This is a genomic window from Paenibacillus sp. FSL L8-0502 (assembly GCF_038593055.1).
GTDB lineage: Bacteria > Bacillota > Bacilli > Paenibacillales > Paenibacillaceae > Paenibacillus > Paenibacillus polymyxa_D.
The window spans coordinates 3,892,152-3,918,088 of record NZ_CP151958.1; the positions used below are offsets into that span (position 1 = coordinate 3,892,152).

The 25,937-nt window shown below is 44.9% G+C and carries 22 protein-coding genes and 1 pseudogene; 4 read left to right on the top strand and 19 right to left on the bottom strand.

Translation table 11 applies throughout. From position 1 onward, the window contains the following. Window positions 1-159: 159 nt before the first annotated feature. The 5 genes and pseudogenes from NSQ57_RS16860 to NSQ57_RS16880 form a co-directional block, all read right to left on the bottom strand. On the bottom strand, window positions 160-1,629 hold the full coding sequence (locus NSQ57_RS16860; protein ID WP_342425042.1) for a hypothetical protein: 1,470 nt from the start codon (window positions 1,627-1,629) through the stop codon (window positions 160-162). A gap of 273 nt (window positions 1,630-1,902) precedes the next feature. Then, a pseudogene (locus NSQ57_RS16865) lies at window positions 1,903-3,385 on the bottom strand (Ig-like domain-containing protein). Window positions 3,386-3,863: 478 nt separating this feature from the next. Then, a complete protein-coding gene (locus tag NSQ57_RS16870) occupies window positions 3,864-4,694 on the bottom strand; it encodes a siderophore biosynthesis protein (RefSeq protein WP_069010429.1) in 831 nt (276 codons plus the stop codon). Between the two features lie 10 nt (window positions 4,695-4,704). Beyond that, window positions 4,705-5,157, bottom strand: coding sequence for an AAA family ATPase (locus tag NSQ57_RS16875; RefSeq protein WP_069010428.1), 453 nt, complete (start codon window positions 5,155-5,157; stop codon window positions 4,705-4,707). 2 nt (window positions 5,158-5,159) lie between these two features. After that, the gene (locus NSQ57_RS16880) at window positions 5,160-5,897 is read right to left on the bottom strand and encodes a tRNA(His) guanylyltransferase Thg1 family protein (protein ID WP_318627367.1); all 738 of its coding nucleotides are present in this window, start codon (window positions 5,895-5,897) and stop codon (window positions 5,160-5,162) included. Window positions 5,898-5,917: 20 nt separating this feature from the next. On the opposite strand from NSQ57_RS16880, the gene NSQ57_RS16885 reads away from it, so the two are divergent. Beyond that, window positions 5,918-6,223: a DUF4395 domain-containing protein gene (locus NSQ57_RS16885; RefSeq protein WP_342425043.1), complete on the top strand. Its 306-nt coding sequence runs from the start codon at window positions 5,918-5,920 to the stop codon at window positions 6,221-6,223. 27 nt (window positions 6,224-6,250) lie between these two features. Here NSQ57_RS16885 and NSQ57_RS16890 read toward each other — a convergent pair whose 3' ends face one another. Together NSQ57_RS16890 and NSQ57_RS16895 are read right to left on the bottom strand one after the other, a co-directional pair. Beyond that, entirely contained in the window at window positions 6,251-6,598 is a 348-nt protein-coding gene (locus tag NSQ57_RS16890; RefSeq protein WP_013311231.1) for a DUF2294 domain-containing protein, read from the bottom strand. 117 nt (window positions 6,599-6,715) lie between these two features. Beyond that, window positions 6,716-7,144: a MarR family transcriptional regulator gene (locus tag NSQ57_RS16895; RefSeq protein WP_069010426.1), complete on the bottom strand. Its 429-nt coding sequence runs from the start codon at window positions 7,142-7,144 to the stop codon at window positions 6,716-6,718. A 156-nt stretch (window positions 7,145-7,300) separates the two neighbouring features. On the opposite strand from NSQ57_RS16895, the gene NSQ57_RS16900 reads away from it, so the two are divergent. Beyond that, window positions 7,301-8,611, top strand: coding sequence for an amidohydrolase family protein (locus tag NSQ57_RS16900; RefSeq protein ID WP_069010425.1), 1,311 nt, complete (start codon window positions 7,301-7,303; stop codon window positions 8,609-8,611). Window positions 8,612-8,847: 236 nt separating this feature from the next. On the opposite strand, the gene NSQ57_RS16905 is transcribed toward NSQ57_RS16900, so the two are convergent. From NSQ57_RS16905 to moaA, 8 genes are all read right to left on the bottom strand, one after another. After that, window positions 8,848-10,383, bottom strand: coding sequence for a right-handed parallel beta-helix repeat-containing protein (locus NSQ57_RS16905; protein ID WP_342425044.1), 1,536 nt, complete (start codon window positions 10,381-10,383; stop codon window positions 8,848-8,850). A 244-nt stretch (window positions 10,384-10,627) separates the two neighbouring features. After that, window positions 10,628-11,293 carry a molybdate ABC transporter permease subunit gene (gene modB / locus NSQ57_RS16910; protein ID WP_039274516.1) on the bottom strand — a complete coding sequence of 222 codons (666 nt, stop codon included), beginning with the start codon at window positions 11,291-11,293 and terminating at the stop codon, window positions 10,628-10,630. 27 nt (window positions 11,294-11,320) lie between these two features. After that, complete coding sequence (gene modA / locus NSQ57_RS16915; RefSeq protein ID WP_342425045.1) at window positions 11,321-12,142, bottom strand: molybdate ABC transporter substrate-binding protein; 822 nt, start codon at window positions 12,140-12,142, stop codon at window positions 11,321-11,323. Window positions 12,143-12,244: 102 nt separating this feature from the next. After that, window positions 12,245-13,318: a thiazole biosynthesis adenylyltransferase ThiF gene (locus tag NSQ57_RS16920; protein WP_029515414.1), complete on the bottom strand. Its 1,074-nt coding sequence runs from the start codon at window positions 13,316-13,318 to the stop codon at window positions 12,245-12,247. A 64-nt stretch (window positions 13,319-13,382) separates the two neighbouring features. Then, a complete protein-coding gene (locus tag NSQ57_RS16925) occupies window positions 13,383-14,114 on the bottom strand; it encodes a molybdenum cofactor biosynthesis protein MoaE (RefSeq protein ID WP_029515415.1) in 732 nt (243 codons plus the stop codon). A gap of 56 nt (window positions 14,115-14,170) precedes the next feature. Continuing rightward, window positions 14,171-14,419: a MoaD/ThiS family protein gene (locus NSQ57_RS16930; RefSeq protein ID WP_039274509.1), complete on the bottom strand. Its 249-nt coding sequence runs from the start codon at window positions 14,417-14,419 to the stop codon at window positions 14,171-14,173. 133 nt (window positions 14,420-14,552) lie between these two features. After that, on the bottom strand, window positions 14,553-15,365 hold the full coding sequence (gene fdhD / locus NSQ57_RS16935) for a formate dehydrogenase accessory sulfurtransferase FdhD (RefSeq protein WP_039274507.1): 813 nt from the start codon (window positions 15,363-15,365) through the stop codon (window positions 14,553-14,555). A gap of 40 nt (window positions 15,366-15,405) precedes the next feature. After that, window positions 15,406-16,419: a GTP 3',8-cyclase MoaA gene (gene moaA, locus NSQ57_RS16940; protein WP_069010421.1), complete on the bottom strand. Its 1,014-nt coding sequence runs from the start codon at window positions 16,417-16,419 to the stop codon at window positions 15,406-15,408. 640 nt (window positions 16,420-17,059) lie between these two features. On the opposite strand from moaA, the gene fdhF reads away from it, so the two are divergent. Together fdhF and NSQ57_RS16950 are read left to right on the top strand one after the other, a co-directional pair. Continuing rightward, entirely contained in the window at window positions 17,060-20,002 is a 2,943-nt protein-coding gene (gene fdhF, locus NSQ57_RS16945) for a formate dehydrogenase subunit alpha (protein ID WP_342425046.1), read from the top strand. Window positions 20,003-20,014: 12 nt separating this feature from the next. Continuing rightward, a complete protein-coding gene (locus NSQ57_RS16950; RefSeq protein WP_342425047.1) occupies window positions 20,015-20,497 on the top strand; it encodes a DUF1641 domain-containing protein in 483 nt (160 codons plus the stop codon). Window positions 20,498-20,579: 82 nt separating this feature from the next. Here the strand turns inward: NSQ57_RS16950 and NSQ57_RS16955 are convergent, their stop codons facing one another. The 4 genes from NSQ57_RS16955 to NSQ57_RS16970 all read right to left on the bottom strand — a co-directional run bounded on the left by NSQ57_RS16955 (window position 20,580) and on the right by NSQ57_RS16970 (window position 25,731). Further along, window positions 20,580-20,933 carry a hypothetical protein gene (locus NSQ57_RS16955; RefSeq protein WP_029515421.1) on the bottom strand — a complete coding sequence of 118 codons (354 nt, stop codon included), beginning with the start codon at window positions 20,931-20,933 and terminating at the stop codon, window positions 20,580-20,582. A gap of 163 nt (window positions 20,934-21,096) precedes the next feature. Then, window positions 21,097-22,098, bottom strand: a complete 1,002-nt coding sequence (gene kdgT / locus NSQ57_RS16960) for a 2-keto-3-deoxygluconate transporter (protein WP_342425048.1) — start codon at window positions 22,096-22,098, stop codon at window positions 21,097-21,099. Between the two features lie 48 nt (window positions 22,099-22,146). Further along, window positions 22,147-23,154, bottom strand: coding sequence for a tripartite tricarboxylate transporter substrate binding protein (locus tag NSQ57_RS16965; protein ID WP_342425049.1), 1,008 nt, complete (start codon window positions 23,152-23,154; stop codon window positions 22,147-22,149). Between the two features lie 129 nt (window positions 23,155-23,283). Next, complete coding sequence (locus tag NSQ57_RS16970; protein ID WP_342425050.1) at window positions 23,284-25,731, bottom strand: AraC family transcriptional regulator; 2,448 nt, start codon at window positions 25,729-25,731, stop codon at window positions 23,284-23,286. Between the last annotated feature and the right edge of the window lie 206 nt (window positions 25,732-25,937).

The following is a 25,937-nucleotide window of genomic DNA, read 5'->3' on the forward strand; positions in this document are numbered from 1 at the left end:
TAATGTAACCCTGTTGCTATATATATCGGACAAAGCATAAATGGAATGAATATATGCTTTGTCCCAAAAATGAACAAATATTGAAGCAAACTACTTTTGATTCAAATATAAAATACTCAAGCAACAAGTTACCTTAGGGTTAGCTTAATAACCTATCTATCAACCGCCATAAATACTATAGGCAAAGTGATATACAATATCCGTATCTATAATCGAAGTACCTGACACCTGAGCGGCTACCCCTGATAGATCATAGTAGTGTGTAAAACTGATGGCTCCAGACAGGTATTCCGCTATACTTCCAGTGGAAGATGGCAGGGAAAGAGTCACACTAAAGGCTCCATTCTGGTCCGTATAAGCTGTGCCTGTACGAGTACGATTCCCGCTGCCTTCAGTCCAGTTCTGATTCAACCATGTCACATCAACAGGTGCATTTGCCACTGGATAACCATCAGTTGTCTTAACTACACCATTCACGGTAAGGTTACTGCGTTGATTAACCCGATAATGACGACCATATGAGTAGTTCGGATAATCATTAGGGCCATTAGCAGAATCATAGCCGGTAATTTCAATTTTGCCAGCCCGAAGCACCGGCTTCAGTGTAAGTGTGTACAAATAATTGGGTGAATACTGATTGGTTGTGTACACTCGCACATAGTAGGTTCCTGTATTTAAGCTAACATTATGGTTCGTTTGCGGCAAAAGCACCATTTGGTTTCCGGTAAGGACTCCGTAGACTTCCGCTTTGTAGCCATAACCGTCCGAAACACTGTCAAGCTTGACGTTCAAAGCGTCATAATTGCGGCTGGCTGGGATCGTAACTTGGTACCAGTCATTATCAATGCCTGAATGAATGGAGCGTGAATTAAGCGATGAACCGCCCGTACTAAAGGTAAAGTTGTAGGCATGGAAAGCACTCTCATCTGGTTCATATGCATCGTAGCTGGAACTTGTATCGACCGTTAGATAGAAAGGATCATTGATACTGGAACCTTTTTTGGCATGGACAGCAATCGCATATGCCTTTTCATTTCCAGAAGCGTTGCGGGTTCCTACGTTTTCAGGAAGTGAGGCAGCCCCCTGTTCATAATTGTTAAAATAAGTACCATAGGTGGATGCGTCAATGGCATTAGGATTAATGTCCCCTGTCGTCATATCAAACTCATATAAGTATAAATCATAGTCAAGCTGGGCTGAAAATGGACCATCCAACTGGGCCTGCAACAATTCACCAGGCTGCAAATAGATTGGATATAAAAATTGTGTACCTCCCTCTTGCGTAATCGTACCGGAATACGTAGCAGAAGAAGCTGTGGCTGAAGCAACCATTGGGCTTTCTTTCAGCGAAGACATGGATTCCCTTTTCAATGAGGTTGTCTCTGGTGTCTTGAAGTTGAGATTTTCTTGCATGACATAAACCGAAGACGTAACGCTGTCTGGCTTGTCTGCCCGCGTTAAACGCTTAATTAAGTCTCCACTTTCAGTTGTTAGCTGAATCTTGGGTTCTGACTTAATCGCTTGATCCGATGCAGCCTCCTTACTTTCACTCGCGTTCGCAGTCATTCCGAAAGCAAACAGAAGCATCATGCTTAACATCATTGCAATAGCCTTTTTGAACCTTTTCATACTGAAATCCCCTCTCAAATGGTTTAAGGAATTCCCGCTATCCCCGGATAAACCAGGGTGATTTCTAGGCTGCATGGCTCTATCATAAATCATCTTTGGTTCTATTGGAATATATTATGCAAAACATTTTCTATTTGTAATCTATGAAAAAAAGACTATTTTCTTATCCTTGCTAAATAAACATGAAAAGTCGCTCTTTCAGAAATGGAAAGCCTCGGCTAACCCTTCAGAAAAAGCGACTCTCTCATGATCAAAATGACATTAAAGCATTTCTTAGTTTCTCAAGCTGTAAGCAAATAGATAAATAATGTCCGTCGCACTAATCGAAGTTCCATCGACATGAGCCGCTACTCCTGTAAGATCAAAATAGTGTGTGGAACCAATTTCACTTATATATTCTACATTTTTTCCTGTCGATTTGCGGAAGAGAAAGGGTCACACTGAATTTACCGCTATCATCGGTGTACGTAGAAGCCGTTCTCGTACGGTTACCGCCACTCTCGCTCCAGTTCTTATCCAGCCAAACGACCGTGACAGGAGCATTGGGAACCATTTGACCATCTGTTGTTTTCACAACACCGTTCACGATCAGACTGCTGCCTCCGTTAATACGATAATGACGACCGTAAGAATACGTCGGATAATCATAATAGCCATTGGAGTTATAGCCGGTAATTTCAATTTTGCCAGCTCGAAGCACCGGTTTAATCGCTAGTGTATACAAATGGTCGGCTGAATACTGACTTGTGCAGTACACTCGTACATAGTAGGTCCCTGTGCTTAAGGTAACATTATGATTGGTTTGCGGTAGAAGCACCATTTGGTTGCCAGCAAGAGCTGCATATACTTCCGCTTTGTACCCATAGCTTTCCGAAGTGCTGTCCAGCTTCACATTTAATGCATCATAATTACGGCTGGCTAGTACTGTAACTAGATACCAATCGTTATCTATAGCGGAATGAATGGTACGGAAGTTAATCGAGGAGCCTTTGTCGTTAACCGTAAAATCATAAGCATGAAAGGCACTGTCATCCGGCTCATAGGCATCATAGTTGGAGCTTACTGCTACAGTTAAATAAAAAAGATCATTAATGCTAGACCCCTTCTTGGCATGAACTGCAAGCGCGTATGCCTTCTCGGCTCCGATTGAGTTGCGAGTTCCTACGTTTTCTGGAAGAGAAGCAGCTCCTTGCTCATAATTGTTAACATAAGTCCCGTAGTTGGAAACATCTATAGGATTGGAATTAATATCACCTGTCGCCATATCAAACTCATACAGGTATAAGTCATAGTCTAGCTGGGCTGAAGACGGACCATCCAACTGAGCCTGTAACAATTCACCCGGTTGCAAATAAATCGGATATAAAAACTGTGTGCCTCCCTCTTCTGTAATCATGCCGGAATATGTAGCAGTAGACGCTGTCGCTACGGTCGCTGCAGCTTTAGCTGATACTGATTTTGTGCTGGCTTTGAGCGAAGGGGTAACTTTCTTTTTCAATACAGATTTCTGTGGTGTCGCCAAGTTAATATTTTCTGTAATGGTGTACACCGAATTTGTGATACTGGCAGGCTTGTCCGCGCGTGTTAATTGTTCAATGACACTTCCCTTATCAGTTGTTAGCTGCACATTGGAAACTATTTGAATCGCTTGATCTGTCTTCACCTCTGGGCTTGCACTCGCGTTCGCCGTCATCCCGAATGATAGCAGGAGCATTGAGCTTAGTGTAACTGAAACCACCTTTTTAAACCTTATCATACTGAAATCTCCTCTCAAATGTATTAAAGAAATACAGCTATTCCTAAATATATGCAGGGAAATTCTAGGATGTCCTTTTCTGTCATAAAGGAATTCTGGTTTCAATGGAATATAATTCTTAAAATATTCTTATTTGTAATCCGTATGAATAGGGTTTAGGTTAATTAACTTAATTTTGACACTATTTTACCGCAAAATCCCTACCATTCTCTTATTTATACGATATAATCAAATAATATGGATAGTTCTTTTAGACTATGAAATGAATCGAATTACCCATAACATACATAAAAAAGGGGATCTGAACTTAATTAATGAAAGTAACACCAAGCTAAGCGAGGGTAGAAAGCTATTCAGAGATTTTGGCGAACAGGTTAACACACTTGCTAAAGAGCATGATGTGACTTTGAATAAGAAATAAACAAAAAAACTCCCATTATGGGAGTTTTTTCACTTCAGGATTTTGCAAAATTCACACTTATGAATATTCGAAGCAAATTACCGCTTTACTTAATTCTTGGTCGTAAAATAAATAGACGGTATCCGCCCCACACGCTTGAAAATAATACCCGGTAATGGAACCGATATAGGTAAAAGTCTCACCATTGGGACGCTTAGGCACATGAAGCAGATTGGTTTGCTCGAACTGGAGCATCTCTTCCAGAGATTCATGATATTCCTTGATGTAACTTTGAGCCTTGTCAGACTGAAAAGCGATATCATCTAAAATTCCGTTAACTTCAGGGTAACTCAGCCCCCAACCACTGGATTGCTTTTCCTCAAAATCACGGGTGAGTTCTTCAACAGACTTTTTAGCCTCTCCAAAGGAGGAATATGGATAAATTTTATTATTTTCCAGGAAAAACGCTTTGCGAGCTTGGTAGTCTTGTTCATTATTCATATACACCTGTTCCAGTCCGCCCAACGCCATGACTTCTCTCTTCATACGTAGGTACGCTTTATCCCCGGTTGATTTCAGCGCTTCATAGGTAGCTTCCAATTGCTCCTTCTGATGAAGACTAAAATAATTCCAGTCTGCTTCGAACTTGTATTTGCCGTCAACTACATCGAATCCCAGCATATCTTCCTTGGTATATGAGGTATGAAAGTCCTGAGTATTTTCACCCACACAGCCTTCGTAGATTTCTTTTACGGAAACAAAATGCAACCACTCGTCCTGCTCTGGAAATAAGAACTGAAGATTAATCGAGCAAATCGGCAGAAAATGCTTGCGATGATGTTCAAGATCGCTGGCAAATACGTCCTCGTATGCTGGAAAACGTTTGATGAATCTCTCAGGTATGTTCATGGTAGTCCCCCTATATTGTATAGTTTTCCGGTAGCCTTCTAATCTGAAACGTTCCTTCCATGGAAATCACGCTATAGAGTTCATCAAATCCTTCTTCGTAGCTCGGAACCTCTAGTTTACGCATAACACTTTTAATACCGATTTCAGGAATATACTCTTTGCCTGTACGTTGCTCATTACGTTTAATAGATTCTACAAAATCGGGCTCAAAATAGTAGCCAATAATTTTAAACGCCTTATTTTTACAAGCATCTATATATTTCTTCCGTTCGATAACAGTGGCATTTGTATTATCTACAACAAAGCGCTGCATTGCTTCGATGGAGGCCTGAAGGTAAATATTTTCTCTATTTCGTGTTTTAAGCATATCCAGATTTATTCGCATATGTGTTTTGAAGAATTGTTCTTTATAAAAAGTCGACTTGCCCGAAGCCTGAATTCCTATAAAAATAACACACTCCAAATCTACACATCCTTGTCCAAGTATACATATTGGTTAATATAATCTCTATTCTGCGAAAAAATCGGTGTCTCATGATCAACATCCCACTTGCTTCTAACGGCTTCGCCTTTGTTGTATTGTTGTTTGGTAATGCAAATTCCCCGCTTTTGCCAGACCGGAAGGTCGTTCCAGTTTAGCCCTTTTTCCACAAAAAGCTTGTCTTGGAGCTGATTTCCGTTCAATCCTTCTAGATCTGAATGCCTGAAATGGGCTTGAGCAACCATAGAAATGCTGTTTTTAGTAGCATCTTGTTGTCTCCATAGGAAGTAGTTTGTAACCTCATCCTGAGGCAAAACCCAAGCTCTCGCATCAAAAGTGGCTAAAGGCTGACCTGGGTAAACCTTTTGGATTTCCTCATTAAATTTGGCTGTAGCCAGAGAGGCAGATATGGACACCATCTTTTGAAGATTATTTTCAAACCAGGATTGCGTCGTTAATTTGTCATCATTCGTAAGAAGCAGTGAGATTTCATCGCTCTGATGATACACCAATTTACATCCCATAATGTTATAGGCCAAATATTTACACGTCTCCCATAATGCAAAAATTAGTTTCTCATCAAAAGGTTTCGTCATCCCACGCGTAAAGGTATGAAAATGCGCACCATCAATTCTGATGATTACTGGTAAACGGCGTGGTAGGCTTAATCTATAGGCATTTTCATATTCCTTCATCCTATTTCCAAAATCATTTTTTTTCATAAACTATGTAGGTTCCTTTCATGATCCGTGATTTACGTACGCAGTACAGGGGATATGGGGTGCGGATAGCCAAGCTTTTCTTGAAGAAAAGTCCCTCTTCGTATGTGCAGGAGGACCGAGAACAGCAAAGGTTTAATCAGCTTCTTGCCGTCTTTTTTCTGTTGGTCGCTTGGGTAGGATTTATGCTCCAGTGGAGTATTGTCGCTTATGTATTCTCGACCATGGGCCTGGTGGCGGCCTTGGTGGCTATCCTTGGTTTTTGCATAGGATGTTTTATTCTCTACCAATGGTCCCAATATCAATATCGAAGAAGAAAACACGTGTAAACAGACTATGTCGGTTCCGCCTTCTTATTATTTTGCAGTAATATTATCCTCAAACACAAAAACAGAGATGGCTATATCTTCCTCCACTTTAATATCTGAAAAGAGGTGCAGCAGCCGGGAATCCATGTAATCCTCCAGTTCTTTATTGAAGTGTGTGGGATAGATTTTTTGAACCATTTTGGTTCGGGCTGCATGCACCATCTCTTTCCCGGATTCTTCTTGTGCCAGAAACTTTTCGGATGGGGTTAAATTTCCATACAGCATCGTGATGGCCATATTATCTACAAAGGTTGTATGTATGCGCTCCGGGCCTTTCCCAAATAGCTCTTTACGTACTTTTCGAATAATTTCGTTAAAACCCGTTTCCCTTCTCATATCGCACCGCTCTCCTAAAATCTACTAAAATCCCTATTACTATTTCCATCATAACCGATTCCTATCATATAAAACAGAGACTAGCGAAAGTGATTTTTGGAACATGATTTTACGCAATTATAGGCGTTCATTAATTTTGTTTAACATTCCCTCTAAAATTCGCTTCTCCTCTTCGGTCAGGGCCTGAACAATTTCGTCCTCCACCTTTTGGAAAGAATCACTAAAAGTTTCAATCAATTCAATGGCTTTTGGTAAAACATAAATATTTTTTTGCCGTTCATTATTGGCCGGGATTTTGCGCTCGATGAATCCTTTTTGCTCAAGACCTTGAAGTATGCTTGTAATGCTGGCTCCGCGCAGATGAAACCGATCGGCAAGATCCTTCTGAATTAAATTATTTTCTTGATTCTCGTAGATATATCTAATCATTTTTCCTTGTTGAGCATTTAATCCCAACTCTTTTATGCTCTCGTCCGCTCTTTTCTTTAGCTTAAGACCGATAACCTGAAACAAATCCAGAAAAACCGTATCCTTTTGGGTTTTCATCATCGTACCTCCTCAAATTATTAGAAGTCTAATTGTCAGTAAATAAACTATATAAATCTCTAAACTGTTTGTCAAATGAAAATTAGTTTATTGACAGTTATACAACTAACAGTTAGAATTCTAATTGTTTGAAGCTGAACACTAAGGAGGAACGACATGAAGAATGTAACTCAAAGCTCTACGGTAGAAAAAGTTACAGCGATTACGAATGTACGTATTTTCGATGGAGAAAAAGTTATTGAGCCCAGAAATGTTATCATCCAGGGGAAAACTATTATTTCGGTAGGTGGAGACCTTCCGACGCATGCAACGATCATCGATGGGGAAAATGCGACATTATTGCCCGGCCTGATTGATGCGCATGTCCACACTTCAATCGGTGGGTTACGAGATGCTTTAAAATTCGGCGTCACGACAGAACTCGAAATGAACGGCAGTTTTACAGAAAGAGGGCGCAAGATCCAGTTAAAAAACGTGAATGACGCCGCTGAAGTCCGTTCCGCCGGCACAGCGATCACTGCTCCAGGTGGTCATCCGGATGAATTATTGCAGGATGAGGATGAAATTCCTGAGTTCGTATTAAAGGAATTGGAGAAGTTACCCAAGAAAGACCGGGAAGCTATGCTAGCCGCTTACGCTCACGATCACGAAAAAGTGCCCCAAGTGACGACAGTGGAAGAAGCGATCAAACATGTGCATACCCAAGTGGAGAGTGGCGCCGACTTTATTAAAATCATGATTGAAGAAGGGACGGTCTTGGGTGCCCCTGGACTGCCTATTTTAAGCGACGAGATTTTAAAAGCAGCTGTGGTAGAAGCCCATAAGTTCGATAAAATAGTCATAGCCCACGTCTTGACGGCTCATTCTTCGCAAACCGCCATCGATATTGGAGTCGACGGATTGGGTCACTTATTTCTCGACAGGCCCGAATACACATCTGAGTTGGTGAAATCCATAGCGGATTCAGGCGCATTTGTTATACCGTGCTTAGTATTGAACTCATCCATTCTAGGGAATCCAGCATCAGAATTGGCGAATGATTCACGTGTTTATTCCAAATTAAGTCCGGAATGGATCGATATTTTGAAATCAAGCTTCCATACTTTCCCGCAAGGCAATTTGGAGAATAGCTTTAAAAATGTGATGGATCTTCACCGTGCCGGTGTGGATATTCTGGTCGGGACGGATGTCGCCCCCGTTCCTGTTCCCAATCTTGGCGGCCTTGCTCATGGAGCCAGCGTTCATCATGAAATGCAATTGCTGGTTGAGGCCGGATTTACTCCCATAGAAGCGCTTCAGTCGGCTACCGCGAAACCGGCCCGTTGCTTTGGGCTTAACGATCGCGGCTGTATTGCCGAAGGTTCGCTCGCTGACCTTATACTAGTAAACGGTGATCCGACAACCAACATCTCGGATACTTTGTCGATCAAATCCGTATGGTTCAAAGGTGTGCAACAACTATGTTAATCGGAGCCTATCGAACAGGAACAACTTTCTAATCTCATTTATATGACTTCCATTTTTACTTTCCGAAGATAGCTTAATCTTGTTGCCAACGCAAAAACACCTCCAAGGTTATCTCCATATCTTACGACATGGGGTTTCACTTTGAAGGTGTTTTAATTGCAAGGAACATTGTAAAAATGTACAAACAGTGGTCCCAAATAATTTCGCCATGCTCTGTTTGTCATAAAATATACGGCTTACTCGTAGGCACCGATGTTCACAGCGGCTCCCTGTACTCTTGGCTTCCCGTCGATATCCAGTGTTCCAATGATGGCAAGGTCCGTGTTCCCGGCACCGATCGCAGGTGACGAAGACTGCAAATGGAAGTCGCCGTTCGCGGCATTCACGAATTTAGGATCGGCAAATAGGGAATGCGTATCGTTGCCGGTCCCCGATTTGTACGCGGAGAAACCCGTATACTCCTTTTTTTTCCAAATCCAATTTGCTTCCGAGCTGCCGCTCGGAGCAAAATATAAATTATAATCCACAACATTGCCGGAATTTTTGGTGTATCCATTGGAGATCAGCATATCCGTGGAGCTGGCCACGAAAATATTGTTTTGGATCACGTTGTTTCGCGTATCATATTGAACCAAAAACTGGCCGCTTCCATCTTCAAACGTATCGTTCTTGTATAGTGTATTGTTCACGATCTTGCAGTTTACCGTGGAGCCACGCTCCTCATTGTAACCGCCCATGGCAATGCCGGTCAGTCGGTTGTTATATATCGCGTTGCTGCGGACCGTAATATTGCTGGTGGCTTTACCGGCGTGCTCGGAGGCAATTTCGACGCCGATATCGTTGTTGTAGCTGTAGTTCTGCTCAATAATACTGTCCTTGCCCCCATCTACATAAATGCCCCCGGCCGAGTTGTCATCGCTCTTGTAAGATGGGTTATTTTGAACTGAATTATTATACACCCGATTGCCCTTCACCAACCCGTTCCGCGCCTGATCGTAAGTCGTATTCGGCGCGGTGCCCTCAAAGCCGATCAAATCAATCCCGATGTTGTCATTATCGTGAATGAGGTTGTCGGTCACCGCAAAGCCATCCACGTTGCCGTTTAAAACGAGCGATTCGCTGGAGCCCAGCACGAGATTGTACAGCTCATTGCCGCTGATCGTAAGATCGTGAATCGAAGCCGGAGCTTTCGTGCCGTAAACAGCGATACCGTGAGCATCCCGGCCCAGCCGATCTTTGCCGGTCGGAGTGACCATGTTTTTGATGTCATGGATTTTATTGTTGGATAGATTAATGAAGCCGCCCGAACCGTGGACATAAATACCTACAGGCACCACGTTCTTGGAAGCAGTGGTAAAATTGCGGATTTCAAACCCCCGAACAGTAACGTAATTGACATCGGCCAGTTCGATCAGCCCTTCGTTCCCGCTGACCGAAAGTCCGCTGCCATCAATAATGGCGGTCTCTGTCCCATAGTTGGTGAACACAATGGGACCTTGCGAAGCGGAGCCAGAGCGGGTAATCTTTACTTTCTGCTTGTACACGCCGCCCCGGACGTAAACCGTGCTGCCCGCAGGAGCCACGTCGGCCGCGTGCTGCAACGTCTTCCACGGCGCATCGTTCGTTCCGGCGTTAGAGTCGCTGCCGCTCGTGGCCACATAATATTCTGAACCGGCCGCGGAAGCGACGGGAGGTTGCACATTTCCGGCCACCAGACCAAGCCCGAAAACCACGGCTAAACCTACCAGAAACATTTGCCCGAATTTCTTCATGTTCCTCATCCCCTTTGTTTTTCTTGTAAATTGTACCCTAATTCCACTAAATCTGGTTCTTTGGCATCGGCCATTAGTGCAACCTAATGCGCCATACCAAAGAACAGGAGGTCACCGTAATCGCTGTCGATAGAAACAAGAAACCCTGCGTTTTAGTAATCGCAAGGTTTCTTGGTGATCAAAGCTGCTAACGTTGCCGCAGCTGCCCTATCGGCAGACTACGCATATTCTTACTCCAAACGAACTAATCCTTTACCAGTCGATTAGAAAGCATCAACATGATAAAAGAGAATAAAATGATGACAGCTACCCAGCTCCAAGAGAGTGTCATATTTCCGACCTCGGACGCGGTGTAAATTGCTGTAGGCAGGGTTTGAGTCTGTTCAGGAATATTACCTGCAAGCATCAGCGTAGCACCAAATTCCCCTAACCCTCGGGCAAATCCGAGAATGTATCCTGAAATGAGGGGGCGGTAGGCAAGGGGCATCGTAATGTGGCGAAACACTTGCCATTCGTTGGCACCTTGCGCACGTGCAGCCTGCTCTACCTCCGGGTCTACAGCTTCAAAACCTGCTTTAATGGTGCGGTAAGCCAGTGGAAAAGCAACAACTACGGCCGCCACCACTGCAGCTCCCCACGTAAATACAATCGTCTGCTGGAACAGGCTTTCGAAGGCAGTGCCAATCCAGCTTTTCCTTCCCAGCAAGATGAGCAAAATAAAGCCGACAACAGTGGGAGGCAAAACGAGCGGAAGAAGTAGGACGGTCTCAATCACGCTGGTTCCCCTCCGTGACGTGCAGTTCGCCATCATCCGTGCTACCACAGTAGCTAATAAAAAGACGATGATGCTGGCGACGACAGCGACTTTAACAGATACGATAACCGGAGGAAGAAAAGCTGACCAATCCAACGGGACCCCCTCCTTTATCTGTAAATTCTATTTTCCCGTCATTTCTGTAGGGGCTGAAAATCCATCTTTACTGAACACACTCATAGCTTCATCTGTTCGTAGAAAATCAAGAAACTCTCCTGCTTCCTGGCTGTGTTTGGTTGCTTTTACAATGCCTTCAGGATACAGGATGGGTGCGTGCAATTCCTCGGGCACTTCCAGTGCTATGACCGTTTTATCGGATGATTTGGCATCCGTTAGATAGACGAGTCCTGCATCGGCGTTGCCTGTTTCAACATAATTTAATACCTGTCTTACGTCCTTGGCGAATACCATCTTAGGTTCCAGCTTGTCCCATAGCCCAGCCTTCGTTAACGATTCTTTAGAATATTGTCCGGCGGGAACGGTAGTAGGCTCCCCAACAGCCACTTTCAGGAAAGAAGGACCCATCAAGTCATTGAGCGTAATGCTTTTGTTATCTGTGCTTTTCGCCTTATCTTGCGGAATAACCACAACCAGTTTATTTTGAAGTAGCACGTTATCCTTTTCCACCAATGAAGCATCGGTTAATGCCTTCATTTGCTTCATGCCTGCCGAAATAAATACGTCAGCGGGTGCGCCTTGCTCAATTTGTTTTTGTAATGTACCAGATGAAGCGTAGTTAAAGGTAAGTTTGATATCTGGGTGCCTTTTCTCATACTGGCCTTTGAGCGTATTCAGACTATCTTGAAGACTCGCAGCGGCAGATACGACTAGTTCTGTCTTGGGTGCGGACTGTGCCGACTGTACAGCAGCCGGAGACGAACACCCAGCCAGAACCCATGCCAACAATCCAACGAACGTGAATATGTACCCAAATTTCTTTTTCAACTTGTTCTTCCCCTATCCTATAAATTCCAAAATGAGATAACAAAATGTGATAGCGAAAATAAGGAAGCATTGTACATCTCATAACGGGTCGAATCTATTGGGTCAACCCAAATATTTGTGATAAATTGATCTCGCCTCGGCGATGTCCTTCGTGCCATGAATTAAGACGCGACCATCCTGAAAAAGAACGATTCGATGCGTCCCGATAACAACGGATACCAGGTATGGATTATGCTCCACTTTGCCCCCCTGACGGGATAACAAACGTGCCGCTTCATTCAGATCACGTACAGCACCCGAAGCCGGGCGGATTTGAACCGTATCTCGTCCGCACAAGACAGCCGTTTTAGCCTGATGCTCCGATTGTAAAAAAGGATACACTGGGTGCTCACCACACGTTGGACAATCGGCTTTCTTCATGGCGCTGATTTGGATTGCCTGATGCTGATTGTTCCACAGATCGAAAGAAATCAGCTTATTTTGCAAAGCCGAATCGTCCCCTGTGAGCAGCTTCAATGCCTCGGCGCTTTGATAAGCCGCTACCATCTGTACAGCCGGGCTAATCACACCGACCGTATCACAGGTTGCACCGCCGAGCGGTACAGTTCCGAGCAGGCAATGCAGGCACGGTGTCTGCCCTGGCACGATGGTAAAGGTTGTCCCATAACTACCTACACATGCCCCGTAAATCCAGGGTATTCTGTGCTTGACCGCATAATCGTTCATAAGCAAACGTGTATCGAAATTGTCAGTGGCATCTACGATGAGATCCACCCCTGCTGCGATATCATCGATTTCCTCCAGCGAGACGTCCCGGACTAGCGCACGAATGTCCACGTCCGAATTGGTTTGCTGCAATCGCTTCTGCGCGGCCACTGCCTTGGGGATCTGATTACGGGCATCCGCTTCGTCATAGAGCTGTTGGCGCTGCAAATTACTCCAGTCTACATAATCACGGTCTACCAACGTCAGCCGTCCGATGCCCGCTCGCACCAGCATGTCAGCATTGGCAGTGCCCAGTGCGCCGGCCCCCACCATCAGCACGTGCTTACTACGGATATTTTGCTGGCCTGTCGGTCCAATTTTCGAGAATAATTCCTGTCTAGAATAACGGGCATGAGACGTATGCGCATGTGCAGCAACTTCTATTTTCTGGATCTTGTCCATTTCTGACATCGTTGATTTACGCCTCCATACTTATCCATTGAATAGCTACAAGTTGATCAGACAAGCTAAAAGCTTAGATGTCCTCGCCCTTATTTGAAAGCTTTGGGGTACTTTGAGGGTTCCAGCCACCCAGCTGATGCCCCTTCCATTCTGAGCCGTCCTCCCACACTTCCTTTTTCCAAATCGGTACGATTTGCTTTAACCGTTCAATGGCATGGCGGCTGGCTTCATAGCAAGTATCGCGGTGTGCAGCTGAGACAGCAATCACCACACTCGTCTCTCCAATTCTTACCGTGCCAAGCCGATGTGTAATCGCAGTACGTGTGGAAGGCCAACGTTCTGCAATTTCGTCACCAATCTGCTTCATCGTGTTCATGGCCATCGGGACATACGCCTCATATTCAAGCAACACCGTTCGCTGACCTTGCGTAAATTCCCGAGTCGTACCATTAAAGGTCAGCGAGGCGCCATGAGAAGGGTCGAGTACCTTTGAGGTTACTTCATCGGCATCAATCGGGTCGTACGTAATGGCAAATAAACCACATTTTGAAACGACCGTCTCCATCCCGGATGCTGACTGATGAAGAGCAATTGCATCTGATGGAAGCACAAGTTCATTTGGAGAAGCCAGCTTTTTATGATGGGTAAAAAAAGAACCTGGCAGTTGTGAAGCCACTTCCGGGTACAGCTCATTCAGCCTTTTTCGAATGTCTGCAATGGTCACCGCTTCCTGTGAAAGTTCTACCGTGATCACATCACCAAGTTGCTCCGCCATATCTGCGAATAGTTGAATACGATATTGCATATGATCTGCCCCCTTGCACCTATTCTATCGAATTCACCTATCCTATTAAATAAAATCTACCCTCCTGAAACCGGAGGAATAATCGCAATCTCATCATGTATACTCACGAGGTCCTCAGGAGCGGCGTAGGCTTGATTTCTGGCAACAAAAGAACCCTGCAACTGAGCTGCTGATTCAGGGAAACGCTCGGATAGCAAGTCTTTTAATGCGGCAACGGTCATCGTTTCTTGCTCAGTAGGCACCATAATTATAGGCCCTCCCATCTGTTCCGCAAGTCCAGCAAATACTTGAATATGATAGTTCATTTAACATCCCCTCCTTTTCAGTACAGTGACTGCCCACCACATATGTACCAAGAAAAACCAACATGAATGAATACCTCGAAAGGTTTTATTCCATGCTGGTTAACTATGACGGTGTACATTGAAGATTATTATATTATATTTTAGATTCGACCAGTTCATCAATCCGTTCGGTATGCGTATATACATTCAGAGAACGACTGCGTATAAAGCCAACGGTCGTAATCCCCAGGTCCTCAGCCAACTCAAGTGCAAGCTCTGTAGGAGCTGACTTGGACAAAACAACTTCACAGCCAATCTTCGCAACCTTCAACAAAATTTCAGACGAAATGCGTCCGCTGAATACTATGATTTTGTCTTGTAATACAATATCATGTTTTAGGCAATGCCCATAGATTTTATCTAGCGCATTGTGTCGGCCGATATCTATTCTGGATAGGATCATCCCGTTTTTATCGCACAGCGCTGCATTATGAACACCACCGGTCTCCTGAAACGTAAGTGCCGAGTTTTGCATTAAATTCATCAAACGAAAACAATCGTCAAAAGACAGCGTAACATGGGTGTCATTCATTCTTTTTGCCACTTTGGCATCATTGATAAAATAAAAGCCCTGTCTACTTTTTCCGCAACAGGAGGTAATGTACCGTTTGGAATGAAAGTTTTGATAAAACTCATTCATTCGACGGGTTTTAATATGAACAAAGCCTTCTTTTTCCTGAACCCAAATATCTTCGATATCATCGTACCGTTGAATGACGCCTTCAGAGGCCAAAAAACCTACTGCCATATCCTCCACATACTCCGGTGTACAAACCATGGTAGCAAATTCCTGCTGATTGATTTTGATGGTCACCGGATGCTCCGTCACCACCGTGTCTTCAAAACGCTTGATCTGACCGTCACGATAACGGAAAATCTCACGTTTCACCTCAGCTGGCTTTTCCATGTGCTCCACTCCCTCATTTCTGACAGGCTGGCTCTCCGGCTCACCCGCCGATGTGTGACATTTCAATTTTAGACGTTGCTTGCTGTGTATGATTCAGCCGTTCCTCTGAATAGCGGTCGGTACGGTCTCTCCAAACACGCTCAATGTAAGCTCTAATCTCGTCATCGGACTGTTCGGAACGTAGCATCGCGCGAAGCTTGTACCCTTGAGAGGCAAACAGGCACGTGTACAAGGAGCCTTCAGCAGAAATTCTCGCTCGTGTACATGTGGAGCAGAAGGCGTCCGTAACAGACGAAATAATACCGATTTCCCCGTCCCTGTCCTGATACCTGTAGCGCGTCGCCACCTCACCTTTGTACTGGGGTGCGACAGGCTCTAACGGCATATGCTCGTGAATGGCTTCGATGATCTGCTGCTTGGAAACGACCTGATCCAATTTCCAGCCATTGGTGTTGCCTACATCCATAAACTCAACAAAACGTAAAATATGCTTTTTCTTTTGGAAATAGTCGGCCATGGGAACAATATCCTGATCGTTAAAGCCCTTTTGCACGACCATATTTATTTTCACCTGCATCCCTGCTTGATCCGCAGCCTCAATACCATCCAGCACCGCCTTTACGCTGCTTCTGCCCCCGTTCATTTGGCGGAACCGATCATCATCGAGCGAATCCAGACTAACCGTCACTCTCTTCAGTCCCGCCTCTCGCAGTGCTGCAGCATATTTAGGCAAAAATACGCCGTTTGTCGTCATTGCAATATCTTCAACCCCATCGAGTTGAGTTAACGAATGAATAAGCGAGGACAAATTTTTCCTCAGCAACGGCTCACCACCAGTAATACGCAGCTTCGTAACGCCCAGCGAGACAAAAATACGGGAAAGGCGTGTGATTTCCTCAAAGGTCAATATTTTCTCTTTTGGCAAAAACGGATAGTCATGGCCAAATATTTCTTCCGGCATACAATATCGGCACCGAAAATTACATCGGTCTATGACGGATATTCTTAAGTCCCGTAACGGACGATTCCATTGATCGTCGCTCCGGTTCGCCATCCTGTTCACCTCAATCCGTCTTCATTAATAAAACTCTTTACCCTTTAAATCGGAACGGTATTTCCATTCATTTTATACTGAACCAAAAAACCGGCATCACAACAACTTCTTCGCTTATGAATATCGAAGAATCTGCTAAATGCCGGTTAATTTATCTACATCAGGATTTTACGAATCCCACATCATGCGATATAGAAAAATCAAACTAACAAGCGCTGCGACAAATAAAATATACGCGATTCCCACGTACACTCCATTTACGATTGCTCAGAAATAGACTACATTCCTATTGTTAGCAATCCTGGAACGTTTGTCAATGATTTTTCGTTTTCTCAAACGATAATCATTATCAATTAAAAAATTAGTAATGTACCGTTGAACTATCTTAAATTTTACGTTATAGTTACACGAGATAACATGCAGAAAATGACATATCTAAGTTATTCAGAAGTTATTGATATACAGACGGTGCGTACTGTTTGTTATTAATACATATTCAAATGGCGGATTGGCCTCCAGGACCTAGAGCTTGGTCACTACTCCACCATAAACACAAGTGCTGGAACATGAGCACTTGTGTTTATGGTGGAGTTTTTTTATTCCTAATTTTTAAATTTAAAATCTGAAAGGAGCCTGAACCGTGACTGATAGTACGATCAAAATTACATTAAACGGACAGGAACTGAAAACGAAGAGCAGCGCAACGATTCTTGAAGTGATTAACGAAAACAATATCGCCCATCCCCAGCTGTGTTACGTTCCCGAGGTCGATCCGATCCGTACCTGTGACACATGTATCGTGGAAGTGGACGGAAAACTTATGCGTTCTTGCTCGACATTGGCTTCGGATGGAATGAATATTCATTTACATTCGGATCGCGCGAAAGCAGCTCAAACCGAGGCTATGGACCGATTGCTGGAAAATCATCTCCTCTACTGCACCGTATGCGATAATAACAACGGTAATTGTACTTTGCATAATACAGCAGAGCTTATGGAAATTGAACATCAAAAATATCCATATCAACCGAAAGTTGACCCAACAGAAGTAGATATGTCTCATCCCTTCTACCGATATGACCCCAATCAATGTATTGCATGCGGCCAATGCGTAGAGGTATGCCAAAACCTTCAGGTTAATGAAACGCTGTCCCTCGACTGGGAGGCTGAACGTCCTCGCGTCATATGGGATGACCGGGTTGCGATTAACGATTCCTCCTGCGTTAGCTGTGGTCAGTGTGTAACCGTCTGTCCATGTAATGCCTTGATGGAGAAATCTATGCTGGGAGAAGCAGGCTTCATGAGTGGCATGAGCAAGGATTTATTAAATCCGATGGTGGATTTAATAAAGGAAGTGGAACCGGGCTATAGTGGGATTTTTGCTATTTCCGAAGCCGAAGCAGCGATGCGCGAAACCCGTACGCAAAAAACGAAAACCGTCTGTACGTTTTGCGGTGTAGGTTGCAGCTTTGAGGTTTGGACCAAAGGCCGTAAAATTTTGAAGGTACAACCTACCTCTGAAGGACCTGTTAACGGTATCTCGACATGCGTAAAAGGAAAATTTGGCTGGGATTTTGTGAACAGCGATCAGCGTCTGACCTCCCCTTTAATTCGTCAAGGTGACGAATTTGTGGAAGCAACCTGGGAAGAAGCACTGAGCCTGATGGCCAGTAAAATGGGAGCTATTCAAGAAACTTACGGTGGCGAAGCACTCGGCTTTATTTCTTCGTCCAAATTTACCAATGAAGAAAACTATTTGATGCAGAAGTTGGCTCGTCAGGTCTTCCAAACGAATAACGTCGATAATTGCTCACGGTATTGCCAATCTCCTGCGTCATGGGGGCTGCAATACACCGGAGGCATCGGTGGGGACAGCGGTACGATTAAAGATATTGCCAAAGCAGGTTTGGTCGTGCTGGTCGGTTGCGCGCCGGGAGAAGGACATCCGGTGCTGGCTACGCGTATCAAACGTGCGCATAAGCTGCACGGTCAAAAGTTAATCTCGGTCGACTTGCGCAAGCATGAAATGGCAGAACGCGCAGATCTGTTCATTCGTCCGAAGCAAGGTACTGATTATGTATGGTTATCCGCTGTAGCCAAATACATCATTGAGCAAAACTGGCATGATGCAAAATTCATTGAAAAGCATGTAAACTTCTATCCTGAATATTTGAAATTGCTAGAGCGATTCACCCTGGACTTTGCCGAACAGGAAACTGGTATTTCTAAAGAAACACTGATTCAGGTAGCGACTATGATTCACGAAGCCGACGGCACTGCCATTTGCTGGGGCATGGGTGTGACGCAAAACATTGCAGGCTCTTATACTTCAATTGCGATTGCCAATCTGCTGCTGGTGACCGGAAACTTTATGCGTCCAGGTGCGGGCGCATATCCGCTTCGCGGACATAACAATGTTCAGGGTGCTGCCGATATGGGTACGATGCCGGATATTTTCCCGGGCTATCAGCCCGTGACAAACGATGTCGTTCGTGCCAAGTTTGAAGCGGCCTACGGCGTACAAATTCCAGGTCAACGCGGACTGGACAACATTCAGATGCTGGAAGCCATTGAAACAGGTAAGCTTAAAGCGATGTATATCGCTGGAGAAGAGATGGCATGGGTGGATGCCGACTCCAACCATACCCAAGAAATGCTGGCGAATTTGGATTTCCTTGTCGTTCAAGATGTATTTCTGAGCAAGACAGCTGAATTCGCTGACGTCATTTTGCCAGCCGTACCTTCACTCGAAAAAGACGGAACCTTTACGAACACTGAACGTCGTGTCCAGCGTTTATACGAAGCACTCCGCCCTATGGGAGACAGTAAACCGGATTGGTGGATTTTCAGCCAATTTGCCAAGCATATGGGATTTGATTGGGGTTACAGCCATCCAAGTGAAATTTTTGAGGAAATGGCGTCGCTCACTCCATTTTTCTCCCAATGTAATTATGACGTATTGGAAGGCTGGAACAGCTTCCACTGGGGATCGCCGGATGGTAGCAATACACCGCTGCTGCACACCAACGGCTTTAACTTTCCAGATAAAAAAGCGCGTTTGGGACTTTTCGAATATGTACCACCAAAAGAGTACCCTGTTGAATTCGATCTGACCTTAAATAATGGTCGACTGCTCGAACAGTTTCATGAAGGAAATATGACGACCAAATCGGCAGGCATTCAGCTCAAACTCCCAAAAGTATTTGTGGAAGTGTCACCTGAATTGGCTGAGGAGCGCGGAATCAATAATGGATCGCTGGTTCGACTGGAATCCCCTTATGGTGCGGTCAAGCTACGTGTTCTGGTGACAGATCGGGTGCAGGGAACTGAAATTTATGTGCCAATGCACTCTACCAGCCATGATAGTGCTGTCAATCTGTTAACTGGAGGAGCGTTCGATGTGGTCACCCGCACACCGGCCTATAAACAAGCCAAAGTACGGATGCAAATTTTGGAGGTAGACGGTCAAAATCCACTGCCACGTGTCAATCCGCGTTACAAAAAGCGTCATCCGCAAAATGGGGTTGAAGTGGACCGCAAGTGGAACCGTCCCGGTTACGTCGATTTGGTGGATCAAAAATAAGGAGGTCAAGCCGTGGCTAAGCCTATTTCAATTGTGAGAAAACGTGTTTTGACAGAAGAAGAACGCCAAAAACAATCGCTGGATCAGCTTACTGCTGATCTGGCGGACAATGGAGCGGCATTGCAGAAGACGCTTGAAATCGTACGTGAACTGCACGACAGTGGTCTTCTCGAAGCAGCTCAGTCTATGCTAAAGGCCAAAGAAAGCATCGCTAAAATCGCTGTAGGACAAGCGACGCGTAAGCCTGTGACGAATATCATCAATAATCTCATGGGAGCAGCCGGAATGCTGTCTGAGGTAGACCCTGAGCTGATGAAAAAGCTGACAAACAGCGTTACTAATGGCCTGAACGAAGCCAATGAACATTTAAAACAGAATAAAAAGACTCGTCTGCGCGATCTTATGAAGGCGATGAATGATCCAGATGTAAACCGGGCAATGGGATTTGGCATTCATTTTCTCAAAGGAGTGGGAAAAAATTTGTCAGATAAATAACTCATAGAGCGTGAAGGTTGAAGACTAGTAACAATAGACAATAAAAAGAGCTGTCCCCGTTTTCGGAGCCAGCTCTTTTTATTTATTTTTTATCCACCTGCAACAACGTCACCGTTTTAAGAGAAACGGCATCTTTTATTTGCTCCTCTGCGATGACCTTGAGCTTAAGCAAACTGGCAATCTTCGACGTATCCGGCTTGGAAAACAAGCGCCATAGCTGCGGATCAGGTAGTGAATCATACAGCTTTGTATGATCGTATTCCTTACGGTGCTGCTGCACAATCTTGACCCGATAGTTGCCAATTTCCCAATCTGACACTTCCTGCTGCGCACAATGAGCGGTAATGTCATTACGCAAATCAGTCAGTTCACCTTCAATTTCTTTTTGCTTTTGCTTTAACTGGTAGTAGCGACGCACTTTGTTTTCCAATCCCATCACGCTCCTCTGCTTACATATGTATGTTTGCAGAAGCGTTTTAGGACAAGTTTTGTGAGGTTAGGATTGAAGGTATACCTGCAAAAGCATTTCCCGGGTAATGGAAAGATCCTTAAGTTGAACCATCACCATCCAAACTTTATTTCAGGATTTTGCAAAATCCTCATTTAGGTACATTCGCTCCTGGATTTACAGGCCCTGCTCCTCGGGATTTCTCCTTACGCTTCATATAATTGGCCCAGTATGCCGTCAGAATAGGTACCAAAATCGAGGTCACAATGACCGAAGCGGCAACTAAGGCCGTTGCAGATTGCGCAACAGGCAGGAACTCAGGCTTGATATTGGCGACAATGACTGGGTTCGCTACTGCTGCACCTGCTGTACTGGAAGCTGCGATTCCTGCTGTACCGTTGCCACCACCGATATATTTGTCCGCCAAAATTAGTGGAATACCTGTAACGAGAATGACAAAAATACCCAATAAAATACCGAGCATACCTGTCTGGACAATGACACTCAAGTCAATGGAACAACCAAGTGCAAAACCGAAAAATGGAATTAAGGCTTGCGTTGCGTTCCCAAAATACTTTCGGAAATCATGATCCAGATTGCCCAACATAAAGCCGATCAAAAATGGTAATACCGCCCCCACAAATGTCTGCGGTTCGAAAACGGCCAGTCCGGTGCTACCCAAAATAATCATGGTCACTAATGGACCCGATTCCAGTGACATCAGTACAAATGCTCCCGCCTCTTCCTTGGAGCCATACTGCTGCATAATGGAGGCGTATAACCCGCCGTTCGTCATATCCATAGCCGAGATCAGCGCCAGCACCGACAAACCTGCAAATAGCCCACTTTCTACACCCCCAACAGGCAGCAATCTGGATGCAATGATCGCCACTACCCACGCGACCGCGATTTTAGTCAATACGAGCGTTCCTGATTTACGCAATACAGTACCCGTCGCTCGCACATCTATAGAAGCCCCCATACAAAAAAACCACACTGCTAAAATGGGTACCGTACCTGTCATCAGCCCCTTGGTAAAAGATCCAAAATAGTCGCCTGCCCATGGAGTAAATGTATGAAAAAGCGCGCCAATAAACAGCGGCACCAGCATAATGCCCCCTGGAATTTTATCAATGTTTTGTTTGATTTTCATAACTTCGTTCAACCCTTTCGTTTTTGCCAATGCAAAAACAAGGCCGTGTCACTTGCGGCTCAAACCGAGCTCGGGAATCAGTCTCGCGAAGGTATCATGACTCTCCTTCAGTTGTCGCGCGAATGCGTCTGCATCCTGGACACGCAATCCCAACCCATGCTTACGCATTTCCTCCCTGAATTCCTCGTCTTTCGTTCCCTTGATCAGTGCATCCGTTAGCGTTTGAGCAACTGCATCCGGTGTATCCTTAGGCACAGCCAGCCCTCTCCAAGTGCCGATAAAATGTACACGCAGCCCAGTGGCTTGCTGTAGTGTCGGCACTTTTGGAAACGCTTCCGAAATAGTGTCTGACTGGATCGCCAGTATGTGAAGTTTCCCTTCGTCCACGTATTTCTTCACTTCTGCGGGACTGACGGGTACAGCATCCACAAATCCGCTCATTAAAGCGGAGACGGCTGGGCCTGCTCCCTCATAAGGGATATGGGTAAAGCGGACTCCACTTTTCTGTTCCAGCATTGCGGCAGCAAGGTGCCATATGCTCCCTGTGCCTGCATTCCCCATTTTGAGTTTGCCGGGATGGGCCTCAGCATCCTCCAGAAATGCCTCCGCTGTCTTCCATCGTGCATCCGCCCGAACCGTAATGGCGGAAGGGTCCATATTGGTTTGAAGCAGCGGCTTAAATCGCTCATAGGTGAGCGGTAGCAGTCCCAGATGAGGCAACGTAGTCAGCTCAGCGACCAGATACGTTACGGTATAACCGTCCGCCTGCGCCTCAGCCCCTTCCATCAGCCCGACAGAACCGCCTCCTCCCGTTCGATTGACGACGATGATCGGCTGATCGAGATGCTTTTCGGCGGCTTTCGCCAACGCTCTCGCGGTAATATCTGTACCGCCTCCGGCTGCATAGGGAACGACGAGGGTTATTGGCTTCGTAGGAAATATACGGCTGTGATCCTGCAAGGTGCGGTGATCCACATATTCACTGATACTCAAGGCAGAAAGCATAGCTACTCCCGCCGCAACCAGCACATATTTTTGCCATGGCTTTTTCTTCATTACGTTTCCTCTTCTCCAAAAATGAACTGGGCCCGTCATGCGCCCGTTTTCACCTCCACCGTTTTCGGTCTTGTTGTTTGCGTTTACATGAAGTCAATGTACCGCAACGTGGAGGGCTACAGCTATCGCTTAATCTTCGTATTTATCTTCTATTTCGCCAAAGTATCGGCCTTTTGACCGATCTGCATATTCATTGGAAGATTTGCTGATTTGTCTGAATTTCCCTGGGGTCACTTGCTTATGCTTGCGGAATACTCGGATAAAGCTGTTCTCATTTCGGTATCCGACCTGTTCTGCAATTTCTCCGATTTTCAAATGGGTTTCACATAGTAATGTGCATGCCTTTTTTACGCGTAATCCAGTCAAATAATCGTAAACGGTGGTCCCTGTTTCTTCCTTGAACATACTGCTCACCGAGGACACGCTCATGTGAACATGATCCGCAATTTCCTGAAGCCCGATGTTCAAATGCAAATGATGTTCCATATATTCGATCATCTCTTGTACACGCACAAAATCTTTGGACTGAATACGTCCGTGCCATTTTTCTTCAATATCAGTCAACATAGTGACCAGCAATACCTCAATGTCTTGAAGGTCTAGCGTCAGAATCTGATTCCAGTGGTAATCAGCAAGCTGATCCGGCGGCGTCACACTCTGAGTGGCACACCATTTTAGCAAATCTTCCAGCAATTCATGAACAAACAAGTAGACCTGGGCTGGGGATGTTCTGTGGAGTCGAAGTTCTTCTACCCAGTGGCTGATTAGCTTTACACTTGCACCCGGTTCCTGCGACTCCAGGGCATGAATTATTTCCACACGCCGATCGTCCAACAATGTTGAATCCTGAATTTGCTCCTTTGACTGTTCATCCACTGTATTATCCTTTTTCACACTTATATCGCTGTCCATATTCGTATATGAACGTCCATACCCCTCATACAAACGCAAATTAAGGGCCTCTTTTCCTTTTATAAAAGATGCCCGTGCCTCTTGAATATCCGTGACCATATGACCAATCCCTATAGAAATGGTCAAAGGAAGATACTCACCGACAACCTGAATCAGTCTATCAACGCTTTTGTGAAGCAAAATACTCTCTTGGAGGGCAGTCTCCGAACCAACTTCAACTTCATTCGAACTCTCGCTGTACTGTAACAGCACAATAAAACCACTTTCCTCTTCCGGCGAGCATACTGCTTTCCAGTAAGGTTCGAGCATCTCTAGCAAAATATTGTTCAGCGCATACTTGAGCAGCATTTTATCCTCTTCTGGAAAGCTTGCAGCCCACGCAGAATATCGGTCGATGGACACGATTATGACAAACAAAGAATTACCGTCCCAATCGGAAAAATACTGTTCCCATTTCATACGCATTTCCTGTATGCCCATTCTACGCTGGATGACATCTTCCATATATTTGGAACGCAGCTCCGGCAGGCTTCGCTCTACCACCAATGATTTGCGATGAAACTCTCCAACCAGTTTGCTAATCACAGGTTCCAGGTCATACAATCCTCCTTGGCGCGTTCCCTTATTACCCGAATTCAATAGGCTATTAATTTTTTTCATGGGGCGAAAAGCTGCATAGTTGTAATAGTAAACTGCTGAGCACCCAGCCAGTATGGAGATAAAGGCCAGCCACAGCATCATATTGCGCGCCAGCTTTACATTTTTTAGCAGCTTGTCCATCGGAACGAGCGAGACTAGACGCCAGCCCGTTACATCAGAAAAGGTTTGGTTCGCCATATATTCCATATTCCCTATCTCCACATAAGCATAGGGGCTCACATCCAGCTCTTTCAAAACCCTGCCCATATCATTTAAGGGTAAGGACAATCTCAGCTTGGGATAGATCAACTCGCCCTCCAGATCATACACGTATTGCGAGTTGGATAAATGAATATATAGTTTGGAGAAAAAACGGTCGTAATCCAGATTGATTAGCACCGCACCCATGACCTGACCATTCTCTACTATGGGCCTGGCCAGCGAAAGCAGCTCTAACGTCCCCTGCTCACGATCGGTGCCGTACCATCTCCGCTTAATCAACAACGGTTTTTTTTGAATGTCCTGAATCCAGGGAACCCATGTGGTATCCGGTGCCTGCTTCCAATCAGGCATGTAACCATAATTGCTGGATACGAGAGCATGATTGTCCAAAGAAATCACTTCAACCGAATAAATTTCTTCGTGTGAAGAAAGGGTTTTCAAGTATTTCTGAAGCCGATCTATGACGGAGGCGTTATCTTCCAGCGATTTCCTATCCGTTTGGACACGTACAAAAGCCTCTACATCCGGATGATATGCTGCATCCAGCGCCTTGTTATCAGACTCACGAAAAGCCCGATTGGTTACATCCAGATTGATTTGCAATAATTCTATATTGGGTGTGTTCAGCTCGGTATCCAAACCTTCACGGTATCCTGAATACGATAGCAAGCCGATCACGCTAATCACGAGCGACACACACAAAGTGAGCAGTAGAATCAGTCTTGTCTGTTTATTTTTCAGTATCAATTGAAGCTTAAGTCGCAACATTCCCGTAACTTCATCCTTCCGGACTTCGTTGTCCATCTTCCTCTTGCCCATATACGTGGTGGCATATTCTCCCTAAATCTATTTGACGTAAGAGTTGGAATTCCCTGCCTATGTAAATCAAACTTAATAAAACTTCATATGAGTACATCATTAAAATAAAAAAAGAAGAAGTCTCCCTGTGTTAGGTAGAACTTCTTCTTTGGCTGCTTATATTCATTATTCAGCAAAAACAGATACTCGCT